Raw genomic sequence first — 14,876 nt, forward strand, 5'->3', positions numbered from 1 at the left:
TCGAGCAAGGGATGCAAAATACTGTATGCAATCCTCGTCGCCGCCTGACAGCGGACCGGACAACGCTCCCGAGGGGGTCACTCCGTGTCGTACCGCACCACGCTCGCTGAAGTCCTCACCCGTGCCGTCGCGCCCTGCGCCGAACTGACCGGTGCGGAAGGCAGGTTCCCCCGGGGCGCCGTGACGGCCCTCGGGGCCACCGGGCTACTGGGACTCACCGTCGCCACCGAGTTCGGCGGCGCCGGCCTCGGGCTGCCGGAAGCCGCCGAGGTGGTGGCGCGGACCGCGCGCGTCTGCCCCGCCACGTCGACCGTGCTCCAGGCCCACTACGCCGCGGTCGCCGTCATCGAGCCGTACGGCAGTGACTGGGTACGCGGAGAGATCGCCGCCGGACGCCATCTCGCCAGCCTCGCCCTCGCAGAGGACGGCACGGGCGGGTGCGGGGAGGAGGCCCAACTCCTCACGCCACGCTGCACCGCAGTCCGTTCCGGTGGCGTGGTCGCGCTGCGTGCGCGCAAACGCCAGGTGGTCGCGGCCGGGGAGGCCGACAGCTACCTCTGGTCCTCCCGCCCGCTCGGCGCGCGGGACGGTCTGAGTCTCTGGGGGGTTCCGGCGCACGCCCCGGACCTGTTCGTCCCGGCCCGGCCGGACAGCGTGGCGCCGTCCGGCAGCGCGACCTCCACCGTGCTCGCCGATCCGGTGCTGGTGCCCGCCGACGCGATGCTCGGCGAGGACGGCGGCGGGCTCGACATCGTGCTGCGTACGGTCCTGCCCTGGCTGCTGGAGCTGCGGGCCGCCGCCGGCGCGGAGGGGCCGCGTCTCGTGGCCGCCGACGTGGTGCGCCGGCCCGTGGAATCCCTCGCCCCGTCCTGAACTCCCACCCGGGGAAGGCCCCTTCAGGGGCGGCCCGTGCGGTCAGGCCTGGTTCGAGCCGGACGCGATCTGCTTGCGGTAGAAGTCGCTCGTGCGCTCGGTGTGCTTGCGCATCACCTCGCCCGCGCGATCCGCGTCGCCCTTGGCGATGGCCTTGATGAGCTGGGTGTGCTCGTTCCAGGCCTCCTTGCCGCGCGGCTTGGCGATGGGGGTGTAGTACCAGCGCACCTTCTGGCCCACCTGCGCGAGCAGTTCGGCCAGGACGTCGTTGGCGGCCATGGAGGTGACGAAGGCGTGCAGGGAGGTGTTGGCCGCGACGAGGCGTTCGACGTCGCCCTCGGCGAGCGCGTCCACGCCTTCCTGCTGGAGCTCACCGAGACGTTCGATGTCCTCGGCTCGGGCGTTCTGTGCGGCGAGTTGGGCCGAGTAGGTCTCCAGGACCGAGCGGACGCCGAGGAGTTGGGCGGCCTCCTCCTCGGTGGGGGAGTGCACGAAGGCGCCCTGGGCGGGGCGCAGGTCGACCCAGCCGGCCGTCTGCAGTCGCTGGAGGGCCTCGCGGACCGGCTGGCGGCTGACGCCGAGGTGTTCGGCGAGCTCGGCCTCGACCAGATGCTGGCCGGGCTTGAGGGAGCCGTTGATGATCAGCTCGGTCAGGGCGTCGTACACGGCCTGGCGCAGTGGTGCCGGGCGGGTGACGCGCCGGGACGCTGCGGCCGTGAGTGCCTCGCGCATGGTTGTCCCGTTCTGCCGCCGGGCCGACGGCTGTGCCAAGTGGTGGCCGCCGAGTGGGTTGCCGACGGCGGCTTCAGCATACAGGTTTTGGTATGCAACATGGTGTCTGCTGTTGGCGCCGGGCCGGGTCTCGACCGAGGCTCTTTACGACTGTCGTCTGTATACAGAAGCCTGTATGAGGTATTGTCTCAGTCTCCTGCAACCCTCGCCGGGGACCCGTGTGACGGAAGGCGAAGCGATCATGACGACCAGCGGGAGCGATGTGACGGTCGAGAGCGTGGTCCGGAGGGTGGTGGCCGATCACCGGGGTCAGCGCGGCGCGCTGCTGCCCGCACTGCACGCCGTACAGGCCGAGTTGGGCCATGTGCCGCAGGAAGCGGTCCCGGTACTCGCCGACGAGCTGAACCTCTCCAGGGCGGATGTCCACGGAGTGGTGACCTTCTACCACGACTTCCGCCGTGAGCCCGCGGGCCGCACCACGGTCCGCATCTGCCGCGCCGAGGCCTGCCAGGCACTGGGCGCCGACCGCCTGGTGAGTTACGCACGCGAGGCCGGACTCACCCTGGGCGAGACGACACCCGACGGCTCCGTGACCGTCGAGCAGGTCTTCTGCCTCGGCAACTGCGCGCTGGGACCGTCGGTGGAAGCGAACGGACGGCTGTACGGACGAGTGGGCCCGGCCCGGCTGGGCTCGATCCTCAACGGGACGGTCTGATCATGAACAACTCCTCCCCGGCCGACGCCTCGGTCGGCGCTACGGCCGGCAGCCCGGCGGACATCCCGGACGGCGCCCCCTCGCACTGCGCGACGACGGTCTACGTCCCCCGCGACTCGGCGGCCAGGTCCGTCGGCGCCGACGAGGTCGCCGCCGCCCTCCAACGTGCCGCCACACGCGGGGACTTCGCCGTCGACGTCGTACGCAATGGATCGCGCGGCATGCTCTGGCTGGAGCCGATGGTCGAGGTCGCGACGCCACGGGGCCGCGTCGGCTACGGCCCGGTGACCCCCGAGGACGTCGACGGACTCCTGGCCGCCGGCCTGCTCGACGGAGCGGACCATCCGCTGCGGCTCGGCCTTGTCGACGAACTGCCCTGGCTGGCCCGCCAGAACCGGGTGACCTTCGCCAGAGTCGGCGTCATCGACCCCCTCTCGCCCCGGGACTACGTCGAGCACGGCGGCCTCGCCGGACTGCGCGCCGCCCTCGCACTCGCCCCCGCGGACGTGGTCGCCGAGGTCACCGAGTCCGGACTGCGCGGGCGCGGCGGCGCCGGATTCCCGGCCGGTATCAAGTGGAAGACGGTGCTGGAGTGCGCCGACGAGCTGAAGTTCGTCTGCTGCAACGCCGACGAGGGCGACAGCGGGACCTTCGCCGATCGCATGGTCATGGAGGGCGACCCGTTCCTGCTCATCGAGGGCATGACCATCGCCGCGCACGCGGTCGGCGCGAGCGAGGGGTACCTCTACATCCGCTCCGAGTATCCGGACGCGATCGCCACGATGCGCGAGGCGATCGAACTCGCCCGTGGGCAAGGCTGGTTGGGCAAGGGCGTCCTCGGCTCCGCGCTCGACTTCGACCTGCACGTACGCGTCGGGGCGGGCGCGTACATCTGCGGCGAGGAGACCTCCATGCTGGAGAGCCTGGAGGGCAAGCGGGGCATGGTCCGCGCGAAGCCGCCGATCCCGGCGATCGAGGGCCTGTTCGGCAAGCCCACCGTGGTGAACAACGTGCTGACCCTCACCACCGTCCCCACGGTCCTCGCGAACGGCGCCAAGGCGTACCAGGACCTCGGCGTCGGCCGCTCCCGCGGCACCCAGGTCTTCCAGCTCGGCGGCAACATCGCCCGCGGCGGCATCGTGGAGACGGCCTTCGGGATCACCCTGCGCGAGCTGATCGAGGAGTACGGAGGCGGCACCCACACGGGCCGCCCGGTCCGTACCGTGCAGGTCGGCGGGCCGCTCGGGGCGTATCTGCCCGATTCGCTGTTCGATCTGCCGATGGACTACGAGGCGTTCGCCGAGGCCGGTGCGATGCTCGGGCACGGCGGGATCGTGGTCTTCGACGACACCGTCGACATGGCGGCCCAGGCCCGCTTCGCGATGGAGTTCTGCGCCGAGGAGTCCTGCGGCAAGTGCACTCCGTGCAGGGTCGGTTCGGTCCGCGGTGTCGAGGTGATCGACAAGATCGTCGCCGGCACGCACCGGGACGAGAACCTGGCCCTGCTGGAAGACCTCTGCGACCTGATGACCGACGGCTCGCTGTGTGCGATGGGCGGACTGACCCCGATGCCCGTGCGCAGCGCCCTCACCCACTTCTCCGACGACTTCCACGGCGGCCGCCGGCTCCTGGAGATCCAACCCGTGAACGCCACTGGCGTGAGGACGGAGGGCACGGCATGAGCCTTCTCAAGGAACCCGACTACGGAACCCCCGAACAACCCGGTCCGGCAACGGTGTCGGTGGAGATCGACGGTCTGCCGGTGAGCGTCCCCGAGGGCACCTCGGTGATGCGCGCGGCGGCACAGGCCGGTGTCGAGATACCCAAGTTGTGCGCCACCGACAGCCTGGAGGCGTTCGGCTCCTGCCGCCTGTGCGTGGTGGAGATCGACGGGCGGCGTGGCACACCGGCGTCCTGCACCACCCCGTGCTCCGACGGGATGAAGGTGACCACCCAGACACCGAAGGTGGAGAAGCTCCGCCAGGGCGTCATGGAGCTCTACATCTCCGACCATCCCCTGGACTGCCTGACCTGCCCCGCCAACGGCGACTGCGAACTCCAGGACATGGCGGGCGTGGTGGGCCTGCGGCAGGTCCGCTACGGCTACGAGGGCGAGAACCACCTCGACGCCGAGAAGGACACCTCCAACCCCTACTTCGACTTCGACCCCTCCAAGTGCATCGCCTGCTCCCGCTGCGTCCGCGCCTGCGGCGAGGTCCAGGGCACCTTCGCCCTCACCATCGAGGGCCGCGGTTTCGACTCCAAGGTCTCGGCGGGCGCCGGTGAGTCCTTCATGGACTCCGAGTGTGTTTCCTGCGGCGCCTGTGTCCAGGCATGCCCGACGTCCACGCTCCAGGAGCGCTCGGTCGTCGAACTCGGCATGCCGACCAGGTCGGTGGTGACCACGTGCGCGTACTGCGGTGTCGGCTGCTCCTTCAAGGCCGAGCTGCGCGGCGACGAACTCGTGCGCATGGTGCCGTACAAGGACGGCGGTGCGAACGAGGGGCACTCCTGCGTGAAGGGCCGCTTCGCCTTCGGCTACGCCACCCACCCCGACCGTCAACTCAAGCCCATGGTCCGCGAAAAAATCACCGACCCCTGGCGCGAGGTCGAGTGGGACGAGGCGATCGGCACCGTCGCCCGGCGGATGCGCGAGCTCCAGGACCGGTACGGCACGAGCTCCGTGGGCGCCATCACCTCCTCGCGCTGCACCAACGAAGAGGTCTACGTCGTCCAGAAGATGGTCCGCGCGGCCTTCGGCAACAACAACGTCGACACCTGCGCCCGCGTCTGCCACTCCCCGACGGGGTACGGCCTCAAGCAGACCTTCGGCGAGTCGGCGGGCACCCAGGACTTCCGTTCGGTCGCCGAGGCCGACGTCATCATGGTGATCGGCGCCAACCCCACTGACGGGCACCCGGTGTTCGCCTCCCGGATGAAGCGCCGGCTGCGCGAGGGCGCCAAGCTGATCGTCGTCGACCCGCGCCGCATCGATCTCGTGCGCTCGCCGCACGTCGAGGCCCAGCACCACCTTCAGTTGAGGCCCAGCACCAACGTGGCCGTGGTCAACGCGATGGCCCATGTCGTCGTCACCGAGGGTCTGGTCGACCGCTCCTTCGTGGACGCCAGGTGTGAAGGCTTCGACGACTGGGCGGAGTTCATCGCCCGGCCGGAGAACAGCCCGGAAGCGGTGGAACCCGTCACCGGCGTCCCGGCCGCCGAACTCCGCGCCGCCGCACGGCTGTACGCCGAGGCCCGCAACGGCGCCATCTACTACGGCCTCGGCGTCACCGAGCACAGCCAGGGCTCCACCATGGTCATGGGAATGGCGAACCTGGCGATGGCGTGCGGCAACATCGGCCGCGACGGCGTCGGTGTGAACCCGCTGCGAGGACAGAACAACGTCCAAGGGTCCTGCGACATGGGATCGTTCCCGCACGAGCTCCCGGGCTACCGGCACGTCTCCGACGACGCGGTGCGCACCGTCTTCGAGAACCTCTGGGGCGGAACCCTCCTCGCGGAACCGGGACTTCGCATCCCCAACATGTTCGACGCGGCCATCGACGGAACCTTCCGCGGACTCTTCGTCCACGGCGAGGACATCGCCCAGTCCGACCCCAACCTCCAGCATGTCACCGCCGCGCTGAAGGCCATGGAACTCGTCGTCGTACAGGACCTGTTCCTCAACGAGACCGCCAAGTTCGCCCATGTCTTCCTGCCCGGGGCGTCCTTCCTGGAGAAGGACGGCACCTTCACCAACGCCGAACGCCGTATCAACCGCGTCCGCGCGGTCATGAAACCCAAGACGGGCAAGCACGAGTGGCAGATCGTCAGTGAGATCGCCACCGCCATGGGCTATCCGATGGCCTACGACCATCCGAGCCGGATCATGGACGAGATCGCCTCGGTCACCCCGACGTTCACCGGCGTCTCCTTCGACCTCCTCGACAAGCTCGGCAGTGTCCAGTGGCCGTGCAACGAGGAGGCTCCGGAGGGGACGCCCATCATGCACGTGGACGAATTCGTGCGCGGCAAGGGCAAGTTCGTGGTCACCTCCTATGTGCCGACCAACGAGCGCAGCACCCGGCGCTTCCCGCTGGTCCTCACCACCGGACGGATCCTCAGCCAGTACAACGTCGGCGCGCAGACCCGGCGTACCGGCAACGTCGCCTGGCACCCCGAGGACATCCTGGAACTGCATCCCCATGACGCCGAGGACCGCGGCATCAAGGACGGTGACATGGTCACCCTGGCCAGCCGCGTCGGGCGGACGACCCTGCGCGCGGAGATCTCCGACCGGATGCCGACCGGCGTCGTCTACACCACGTTCCACCACCCGGTGACCGGGGCCAACGTGGTGACCACGGAGAACTCCGACTGGGCCACCAACTGCCCCGAGTACAAAGTGACCGCCGTCCAGGTGGGGCTCGCCCGCCCGGACCGGGCCGACGAGGACGAAGTGGCCGGGAACGACCTCGTGACGGTGGTGGACTGAGATGACAGCGACCGTGCCGTCCGAGCTCCGGATGGCGAACGACATCGCCCGCAACCTCGGCCATCTGCCGGGGGAGCGGGCCGCCGAGGAGATCGCGGGCCACATCGGCAGGTTCTGGGACCCGCGCATGCGCACCAGGCTGTACGAGTTCGTGGACGCCGGCGCGGAGGGTCTCGACCCTCTGGTGGTGGCCGCGGTGAAGCTCCTGCGCTGAACAGGCCGCGCCTGCGCCCGCCGCGGGGACGTGCGGCGGACGCAGGCGCTCTCATGCCGGTCGGCATACAGTTCGTGCACCGGGCACGACTCGGCTTCCGCCTCTGTACATATCCCAAATACTGCATACAGTATGGAGCTAGGTGGGGCGACCTCGGGCAGAGAGGAGTCGTTCATGCTGTTCCGGCAGCTCGAGTACTTCGTGGCGGTGGCGCGGGAACGCCACTTCGCCCGGGCGGCGGACGCCTGTTACGTCTCCCAGCCCGCGCTGTCGGCGGCGATAGCCAAGCTGGAGCGGGAGCTGAACGTCACGCTCATCAACCGCGGGCACAACTACCAGGGCCTCACCCCCGAGGGCGAGCGGCTCGTCGTATGGGCCAAACGGATCCTCGCCGAACAGGACGCGTTCAAGGCGGAGGTGGCCGCCGTGCAGTCCGGCATCACGGGCACGCTGCGGCTCGGCACGGACCCCACGGCGTCGACGACCCTGGCGCTTCCCGTGGCCGCGTTCTGCGCCGCCCACCCCCTCGCCAAGGTGCAGGTGCGCTCCCGGCTGTCGACGAAGGAGCTCCACCGTCAGCTGCGCGACTACGAACTCGACGTGGCGATCGCCCACTTCGACCCCGACGACCAGGAGGGCCTCCAGGTCGTACCCCTCTACCAGGAGCGCTACATGCTGCTGGTGTCGGACGACCATCTGGCGGCGCAGTCCTCGACCGTGACATGGGCGGACGCGGCCCAGTTGCCGCTCGCGCTGCTGACGCCCGACATGCGGATCCGGCAGATCGTGGACACCGTGTTCGCGGAGAAGGGGCTCGTGGTCACCCCGCAGGTCGAGACGGACTCCATCGCCTCCCTCTACGCGCACGTCGGCGGCGGCGAGTGGGCCAGCATCGTGCCGCACACCTGGCTGCGGGCGATGCCCGTCATCGGCCGGACCAGAGCGCTGCCCCTGGTCGCCCCGGAGGCCGGCGCGCAGGTGTCCGTGGCGATCCACGCCGCGACCCCCGGCTCGGTCGCCGCCCGCGCCTTCGTCAACGCGGCGACCGGCCTGTCCCTGGACGACTTCTTCGCCCGCCCGCTGCCCAGCGAGCACCGCGTGCGCTGAGCCCGCCGTCCGCAGCCGGTGTCAGGGTGCGTAACGCGCCTGCACCGCCTTTCGGTCCAGCCCGCCCTTCGCGGTGTACGGCAGCGCGGTGACCAGCTCGAGCCGGTCCGGCACCTCGAACGCGGCGAGCCGGTCACGGCAGTACCGCAGGATCTCCCCGGGTCCCACGCCCTCGCTCTCCCGCACCACCACGGCGGCGCCCACCCGCTGCCCGTACACCGTGTCGGGCACGGCGAACACGGCCGCGTCGGCGACCCCCGGGCACCCGGTGAGGATGTCCTCGACATGTTCGGGCGAGATCTTCTCGCCGCCGCGGTTGATGAGGTTCTTGATACGCCCGGTCAGGGACAGGTACCCGTCCGCGTCCAGAGTGCACAGGTCGCCGGTGCGCAGCCAGCCGTCGACGAAGGTGTACGCCGTCTGGTCCGGGTCACCGAGATAGCCGCGCGCGACGGTGGGACCGTGCACCCACAACTCGCCCTCGACACCCACCGGACAGGCCCGCCCGCCGCGGTCGAGCACCCGGATCTCCACCCCGGTCGGCCGCCCGACCGAACCGTGCTTCAGCACACCCCGCCCCGGCAGCGGCTCGCTGGCCGCCTGGTGCGAGGACTCCGTCATCCCGTACGCGGACAGCAACGGCGCCCCGAACGTACGCTCCAGTGCCCGCTGGGTCGCCGGGTTGAGAGGAGCGCTGCCACTGCGTACGAACTTCAAAGCCGGCGCCTGCGGGCCCGGGTACTCCCGCTCCGACCGGTCCAGCAGGATCTCGTGGATGGCCGGGGCCGCGGTGAACCAGGTGGCGCCCACGGCGCGCATGTCGTTCCAGAACGTGCCTGCCGTGAACCGGCCCCGCTCGGGCAGCAGCACACAGCCGCCGCTGGCGAGGGAGGCCAGCAGTGCCGCGAACAGCCCGTGCCCGTGGAAGAACGGCATCACCGCGACCGTGGCGTCGCCGGGCCCCAACTCGTAGGTGGCGCACAGGCAGTGGACGGACGCGGCCACGTTGGCATGGGTGAGCGGAACCATCTTCGCCCGCTCGCTGGTACCGGCGGTGAAGAGAATGAGCGCGTCCTGGTCGGACAAGTCGCCTGCAGCGCCGCCGACTTGGGGTGGTGCGCACGCGCCGGGTTCGAACGCGACGGCAGCCGTCCCCGCGCGGGAGACGTCCACGCGCAGCGGCCAGGCCGGGACCGGCAGCGGGGCGGCGTTCGTCGCGGCCGGGCCCAGCAGGACCGCCCGTGCGCCCAACGCCTCGATGCGCGCCGAGAGTTGGGACGCGGGCAGCGCCGGGTCCAGGGGAGCCGCCACCAGACCGGCCCGCGCCGCTCCCAGGAGCGCGACGACGAACTCCGCGGTGTTGGCGCAGATCAGGCCGACCGCGTCACCGCGGCGCAACCCCGTACCGCCGAGCCGCGCCGCCACGCCGTCCGCCAAGGCGGCGAGACTCCGGTAGGACAGATGCACCCGCTCCCCGGTGACCACCAGGGCCCGGGCGTAAGGGCGTTCACGCACCTGCGCGTCGAGGAGATCGACGAGGCCCGTGACCGCCGGAGGCCGGTACCGGTTCGCGTCGCGCACGGATGCCGCGGCCGGAACGGCCATGACTCCACCCCCTCGCGCCCAGGTCCGATGCTTCGGTCCTCTGCGAGCCTGCGGTGACCTGCGACGCACGTCCAATACCCACTGCCGAACGGCCGATAGCGGGCGTCTATCAAGGCAGTTGCGAGGGCCTTGGGCGGCCGTCGATAGAAGTTGGTTATCGGCTGGTCGCCGATGGGTCTTGGACGCCGGCGGACGCGCTGCGGATGGTGAGAGCAGTAGCCGCTCCGGCAGGACCTGCCCAAGGAGGACCTCGGACCATGACCGCCCCCTCGCCACTGGAGACCGCGGCAGCAGCCGACGTTCCGACCGAGCTCACCGACGGGTACCACCTGGTCGTCGACGCGCTCAAGATGAACGACGTCGACACCATCTACGGCGTGGTCGGCATCCCGATCACCGACCTGGCCCGCCTCGCCCAGGCCCAGGGCATCCGCTACATCGGGTTCCGTCACGAGAGCAACGCCGGACACGCGGCGGCCATCGCCGGCTACCTCAACAAGAAGCCCGGCGTCGCCCTGACGGTGTCGGCCCCCGGCTTCCTGAACGGCCTGGTCGCGCTGGCGAACGCGACCACCAACTGCTTCCCCATGGTCCAGATCTCCGGCTCCAGCGAGCGCCACCTCGTCGACCTCAAGCAGGGCGACTACGAGGAGATGGACCAACTCTCCGCCGCTCAGCCCTTCGTGAAGGCGGCCTACCGGGTCAGCCGCGTGGAGGACATCGGCCGCGGCATCGCCCGCGCCCTGCGTACCGCGATCTCCGGACGCCCCGGCGGTGTCTATCTCGACATCCCCGCCGCGGTGCTCGGCGCCATCATGCCCAAGGCCGAGGGTGACCGCACGCTGAGCCGTCTCGTCGACCCCGCGCCGCGCCAACTGCCCGCACCGGAGGCCGTGGACCGCGCGATCGAGCTGCTGGCCTCCGCCGAACGCCCGCTGGTGGTGCTCGGCAAGGGCGCGGCGTACGCCCAGGCGGACGCCAAGGTACGGGAGTTCGTCGAGTCGACCGGCATCCCCTACGTACCGATGTCGATGGCGAAGGGCCTGCTGCCCGACGACCACCCGCAGTCGGCCGCCACCGCCCGTTCCCTGGCCCTGAAGAAGGCCGACGTCGTGATGCTGATCGGCGCCCGCCTCAACTGGCTCCTCGGCCACGGGCAGACGGGGTGGAACCCCGACGCCAAGTTCATCCAGATCGACATCGACCCCAAGGAGATGGACAGCAACCAGCCCATCTCCGCCCCCCTCGTCGGGGACATCGAGTCGGTGCTCGACGTGCTCGCCGAACGCACCAAGCCCGGCCAGATCCAGGCCCCTTCGGCCTGGCGCGACGAACTGGGGGAGCGCTCGGCGCAGAACGTCGCCAAGATGGCCAAGCGCCTGGAGGCCGACCCGCACCCCATGCAATTCATGGGTGCTCTCAAGGCCGTACGCGACGTCGTGCGCCGGCACCCGGAGACGTACATCGTCAACGAGGGCGCCAACGCCCTGGACATCGCGCGCAACGTCATCGACATGCACGTGCCGCGCCACCGTCTGGACAGCGGCACCTGGGGTGTCATGGGCATCGGCATGGGGTACGCCATCGCCGCCGCCGTCGAGAGCGACGCACCGGTCGTCGCCATCGAGGGCGACAGCGCCTTCGGGTTCAGCGGCATCGAGATCGAGACGATCTGCCGCTACCGGCTGCCCGTCGTCACCGTGATCATGAACAACGGCGGTGTCTACCGCGGCGACGACGTCAACCCGTACGACGACGCGCCCTCGCCCACCACCCTGATGTCGGCGGCCCGCCACGACCTGCTCATCGAGTCGTTCGGCGGCAAGGGCTACCGCGCCACCACCCCCGCCGAGGTCACCGCCGCCCTGACCGAGGCCCTCGCCGCGGGCGGCCCGGCGCTCATCGACTGCGTGATCGACCCGTCGGCCGGCACCGAGAGCGGCCACATCTCCCACCTCAACCCCAAGGGCATCACCGTCGGCAACATCACGCCGGCCAAGAAGTGACCACGCAACTTCACGAGAAGGAAGCACACATGAGTGACAAGCCGCTCGCCGGAATCAAGGTGATCGACTTCACCGGGGTCCAGGCCGGTCCCGCCTGCACCCAGATGCTCGCCTGGTTCGGCGCCGACGTCCTGAAGGTGGAGCGTCCCAACGGCGGCGATGTGACGCGCCGTCAGCTCCGGGACATCGAGGACCTCGACGCCCTCTACTTCACGATGCTCAACAGCAACAAGCGCTCCCTCGCCATCAACACCAAGACCGCCGAGGGCAAGGAGGTCCTGGAGAAGCTCATCGAGGGCGCCGACGTCCTGGTGGAGAACTTCGCCCCGGGCGCCCTGGACCGGATGGGCTTCACCTGGGAGCGCATCCAGGAGCTCAACCCGCGCCTGATCTTCGGCTCGGTCAAGGGTTTCAACGACCAGTCCTCCTGGAACGACCTCAAGGTCTACGAGAACGTCGCCCAGTGCGCGGGCGGCGCCGCCTCCACCACCGGCTTCTGGGACGGCCCGCCGACCATCTCCGGTGCCGCGCTCGGTGACACCAACACCGGTATGCACCTGGCGATCGGCATCCTCACCGCGATCATCGACCGGAACAGGACCGGCAAGGGCCAGAAGGTGTCCGTCTCCATGCAGGACGCCGTCCTCAACCTCTGCCGGGTCAAACTGCGCGACCAGCAGCGGCTGGAGCGGGTCGGCTACCTGGAGGAGTACCCGCAGTACCCGAACGGCGAGTTCACCGACGTGGTGCCGCGCGGCGGCAACGCGGGCGGCGGCGGCCAGCCCGGCTGGGTGCTCAAGTGCAAGGGCTGGGAGACCGACCCGAACGCGTACATCTACTTCACCGTCCAGGAGCAGAACTGGAAGCGCACCGCCGAGGTCATCGGCCGCCCCGAATGGGCCGAGGACCCGGAGTACGCCACCGCGCGCGCCCGTCAGTCGCACATCTTCGAGATCTTCGAGGAGATCGAGAAGTGGCTCGCGGACAAGACCAAGTACGAGGCCGTCAACATCCTGCGTGAGTGGGAGGTGCCCTGCGCCCCCGTGATGAGCATGAAGGAGATCGCCTACGACGAGGACCTGCGCCGCAGCGGCACCGTCGTCGAGGTCGAGCAGAAGGAGCGCGGCACCTATCTGACCGTCGGGAGCCCGGTGAAGTTCTCCTCCTTCAAGCCGGACGTCACCGGCGCCCCGCTGCTCGGCGAGCACAGCTCCGAGGTCCTGGTCGAGCTCGGCTACGACGAGGAGACCATCGGCCGGCTGAAGGAGAGCGGCGTCATCGTCTGACCTGCGTCCGACGACGCGGAAGCGGCCGTGGCCTTCGGGCCACGGCCGCTTCCGTATGCGGTCAGCCGGGGCTCAGACCGAGGCCTCGGCCCGGCGCCGCATCAACTCCCGCTCCCGCTCACGGCGAGCGGTCACGTCCCGGATGACCGCACCGACATACGTGCTGCCGTCGGGGCCGGGCAGCAGCATCACGCTGAACTCGATGGACAGCTTGCGGCCGTCCGCGGCCAGTGCGGGCACGTTCAGCAGGTCCGCGTCCCCGTACTTGCTGTACCCCCGCTCCATGGCCTCCTCGAAGCCCTCCTGGTGCCGCTTGCGGTGCCGCTCGGGAATGATGACGTCCAGGCTGCGACCGTCCACGTCGGCCGCCGAGAACCCGAAGATGCGCTCCGCACCCCGGTTCCAGTAGCGGATCAGTCCTTCGCCGTCGACGATCACGATGCCGTCGGGCGCCTGGGCGGCCATGCCCAGCACCACATCGGGGTTCAGATCTTCCATGTCGCCTCCGAGCCGGGGCCGTTGGATGGTGATCGAGCACAGGTCGGCAGTATACAGAGGATCGTATACAGGATCCAGCCTCAGCATCCCGGTCTCAGGATCCAGGTCTGACATGACTGAGGCGGGACCCCTCCGGCGCAGGGGGCGCTCCCCGCCGGTAGAGGTCCCGCCGTCGTGCAGCGGAGGGCCGGTCAGCCCTGAGTGGCCGCGCCCCGCAGGGTGATGCGGTCCGCATCCGCGTGCACGTTCATGGAAGTGCCGTCCCGTGGCGGCAGGTCGGGCCGTCTCAGGCGGCGGTCCGATGGGCGAGGAGGTCGCTGATGGCGTGGACGGTTCTCAGGGTGGGCACCTCGACGCCGGTGATGTCGGCCAGTTCCACGACCGCGGCGAGCAGGACGTCCAGTTCGAGAGGCTTGCCCGCCTCCAGGTCCTGGAGGGTGGAGGTGCGGTGGTCGCCGACGCGTTCGGCGCCGGCCAGTCGGCGCTCGATGGAGATCCCGATGTCGCAGCCGAGTGCCTCGGCGACGGCCAGGGTCTCCCGCATCATCGTCTCGATGACTTGGCGGGTGCCGCCGTGGTGGCACATCTGGCGCATGGTGGCGCGGGACAGGGCGCTGATCGGGTTGAAGCTGATGTTGCCGAGCAGCTTGAGCCAGATGTCGTTGCGCAGGTCCTTCTCGACGGGGCACTTGAGTCCACCGGCCTGCATGGCCTCGCTGAAGGCCTGACAGCGCTCGGAGGCCGACCGGTCGGGTTCGCCGATGGAGAAGCGGGTGCCTTCCAGGTGGCGGACGACGCCGGGGCCCTCGAGTTCGGTGGCGGCGTAGACGACGCATCCGACGGCGCGTTCGGGGGCGAGCACCGCACTGACCGCCCCGCCCGGATCGACGCTCTCGATGCGCTGTCCGTCGTGGGGTCCGCCGTGGTGGTGGAAGTACCACCAGGGGATGCCGTTCTGGGCGGCGATGACGGCCGTGGTGTCGTTCAGGAGCGGCTCGATGAGCGGCCCGCACGCCGCGTACGAGTTGGCCTTGAGCCCGAGGAAGACGTAGTCGACGGGCCCGATCTCCTGGGGGTTGTCGGTGGCGTGGGCGAGGGCGGTGAAGTCCCCGCGGGGGCTGAGGACTTGTACACCGTTGCGCCTCATGGCCGCGAGGTGCGGTCCACGGGCGATGAGGTGGACGTCGGCGCCTGCGCGGTGCAGGGCGGCGCCGACGTAGGCGCCGATGGCTCCGGCGCCGAGGACTGCGACTTTCACTGGGTGGCGCTCCGTTCGGTCGAGGGTGTACCGCGGAACTGTCGAAATCTGTCGACGAAATATTGTCTACAGGATGGAACGTGCGCC

Annotated in this window: 12 protein-coding genes; 8 read left to right on the top strand and 4 right to left on the bottom strand. The window is 70.0% G+C overall.

Annotated elements, in window-relative coordinates; all coding sequences use genetic code 11:
* The first annotated feature begins 84 nt into the window (after window positions 1-84).
* Window positions 85-873: an acyl-CoA dehydrogenase family protein gene (locus OG381_RS38320; RefSeq protein WP_327720560.1), complete on the top strand. Its 789-nt coding sequence runs from the start codon at window positions 85-87 to the stop codon at window positions 871-873.
* A 42-nt stretch (window positions 874-915) separates the two neighbouring features.
* On the opposite strand, the gene OG381_RS38325 is transcribed toward OG381_RS38320, so the two are convergent.
* On the bottom strand, window positions 916-1,605 hold the full coding sequence (locus tag OG381_RS38325) for a GntR family transcriptional regulator (RefSeq protein ID WP_327720561.1): 690 nt from the start codon (window positions 1,603-1,605) through the stop codon (window positions 916-918).
* Window positions 1,606-1,846: 241 nt separating this feature from the next.
* Between OG381_RS38325 and OG381_RS38330 the strand changes: the two genes are divergently transcribed.
* The 5 genes from OG381_RS38330 to OG381_RS38350 all read left to right on the top strand — a co-directional run bounded on the left by OG381_RS38330 (window position 1,847) and on the right by OG381_RS38350 (window position 8,136).
* Window positions 1,847-2,320: an NAD(P)H-dependent oxidoreductase subunit E gene (locus OG381_RS38330; protein WP_327720562.1), complete on the top strand. Its 474-nt coding sequence runs from the start codon at window positions 1,847-1,849 to the stop codon at window positions 2,318-2,320.
* A 2-nt stretch (window positions 2,321-2,322) separates the two neighbouring features.
* A complete protein-coding gene (locus OG381_RS38335) occupies window positions 2,323-4,002 on the top strand; it encodes a formate dehydrogenase beta subunit (protein ID WP_327720563.1) in 1,680 nt (559 codons plus the stop codon).
* Window positions 3,999-6,815: a formate dehydrogenase subunit alpha gene (fdhF, locus tag OG381_RS38340; RefSeq protein WP_327720564.1), complete on the top strand. Its 2,817-nt coding sequence runs from the start codon at window positions 3,999-4,001 to the stop codon at window positions 6,813-6,815. The genes OG381_RS38335 and fdhF overlap by 4 nt, the downstream gene beginning before the upstream one ends.
* Before the next feature lies 1 nt (window position 6,816).
* Window positions 6,817-7,029 (top strand): formate dehydrogenase subunit delta, encoded by a 213-nt coding sequence (locus tag OG381_RS38345; protein WP_307023790.1) that lies wholly within the window; start codon window positions 6,817-6,819, stop codon window positions 7,027-7,029.
* Between the two features lie 174 nt (window positions 7,030-7,203).
* Complete coding sequence (locus OG381_RS38350; RefSeq protein ID WP_327720565.1) at window positions 7,204-8,136, top strand: LysR family transcriptional regulator; 933 nt, start codon at window positions 7,204-7,206, stop codon at window positions 8,134-8,136.
* 21 nt (window positions 8,137-8,157) lie between these two features.
* On the opposite strand, the gene OG381_RS38355 is transcribed toward OG381_RS38350, so the two are convergent.
* Window positions 8,158-9,741, bottom strand: coding sequence for a FadD7 family fatty acid--CoA ligase (locus tag OG381_RS38355; protein WP_327720566.1), 1,584 nt, complete (start codon window positions 9,739-9,741; stop codon window positions 8,158-8,160).
* Window positions 9,742-9,998: 257 nt separating this feature from the next.
* On the opposite strand from OG381_RS38355, the gene oxc reads away from it, so the two are divergent.
* On the top strand, window positions 9,999-11,747 hold the full coding sequence (oxc, locus tag OG381_RS38360; RefSeq protein ID WP_327720567.1) for an oxalyl-CoA decarboxylase: 1,749 nt from the start codon (window positions 9,999-10,001) through the stop codon (window positions 11,745-11,747).
* A 29-nt stretch (window positions 11,748-11,776) separates the two neighbouring features.
* Entirely contained in the window at window positions 11,777-13,033 is a 1,257-nt protein-coding gene (frc, locus tag OG381_RS38365; RefSeq protein WP_327720568.1) for a formyl-CoA transferase, read from the top strand.
* A 72-nt stretch (window positions 13,034-13,105) separates the two neighbouring features.
* Here the strand turns inward: frc and OG381_RS38370 are convergent, their stop codons facing one another.
* Together OG381_RS38370 and OG381_RS38375 are read right to left on the bottom strand one after the other, a co-directional pair.
* Complete coding sequence (locus OG381_RS38370; RefSeq protein ID WP_327720569.1) at window positions 13,106-13,531, bottom strand: PAS domain S-box protein; 426 nt, start codon at window positions 13,529-13,531, stop codon at window positions 13,106-13,108.
* Between the two features lie 286 nt (window positions 13,532-13,817).
* On the bottom strand, window positions 13,818-14,789 hold the full coding sequence (locus tag OG381_RS38375; RefSeq protein ID WP_327720570.1) for a 2-dehydropantoate 2-reductase: 972 nt from the start codon (window positions 14,787-14,789) through the stop codon (window positions 13,818-13,820).
* Between the last annotated feature and the right edge of the window lie 87 nt (window positions 14,790-14,876).

The organism is Streptomyces sp. NBC_00490 (assembly GCF_036013645.1).
GTDB classification, from domain to species: domain Bacteria; phylum Actinomycetota; class Actinomycetes; order Streptomycetales; family Streptomycetaceae; genus Streptomyces; species Streptomyces canus_F.

Coding starts and splice junctions, on each gene's coding strand:
- OG381_RS38355 (WP_327720566.1), bottom strand. CDS start 9,741: ATGGCCGTTCCGGCCGCGGCATCCGTGCGCGACGCGAACCGGTACCGG.
- fdhF (WP_327720564.1), top strand. CDS start 3,999: ATGAGCCTTCTCAAGGAACCCGACTACGGAACCCCCGAACAACCCGGT.
- OG381_RS38370 (WP_327720569.1), bottom strand. CDS start 13,531: ATGGAAGATCTGAACCCCGATGTGGTGCTGGGCATGGCCGCCCAGGCG.
- OG381_RS38350 (WP_327720565.1), top strand. CDS start 7,204: ATGCTGTTCCGGCAGCTCGAGTACTTCGTGGCGGTGGCGCGGGAACGC.
- frc (WP_327720568.1), top strand. CDS start 11,777: ATGAGTGACAAGCCGCTCGCCGGAATCAAGGTGATCGACTTCACCGGG.
- oxc (WP_327720567.1), top strand. CDS start 9,999: ATGACCGCCCCCTCGCCACTGGAGACCGCGGCAGCAGCCGACGTTCCG.
- OG381_RS38345 (WP_307023790.1), top strand. CDS start 6,817: ATGACAGCGACCGTGCCGTCCGAGCTCCGGATGGCGAACGACATCGCC.
- OG381_RS38330 (WP_327720562.1), top strand. CDS start 1,847: ATGACGACCAGCGGGAGCGATGTGACGGTCGAGAGCGTGGTCCGGAGG.
- OG381_RS38335 (WP_327720563.1), top strand. CDS start 2,323: ATGAACAACTCCTCCCCGGCCGACGCCTCGGTCGGCGCTACGGCCGGC.
- OG381_RS38325 (WP_327720561.1), bottom strand. CDS start 1,605: ATGCGCGAGGCACTCACGGCCGCAGCGTCCCGGCGCGTCACCCGCCCG.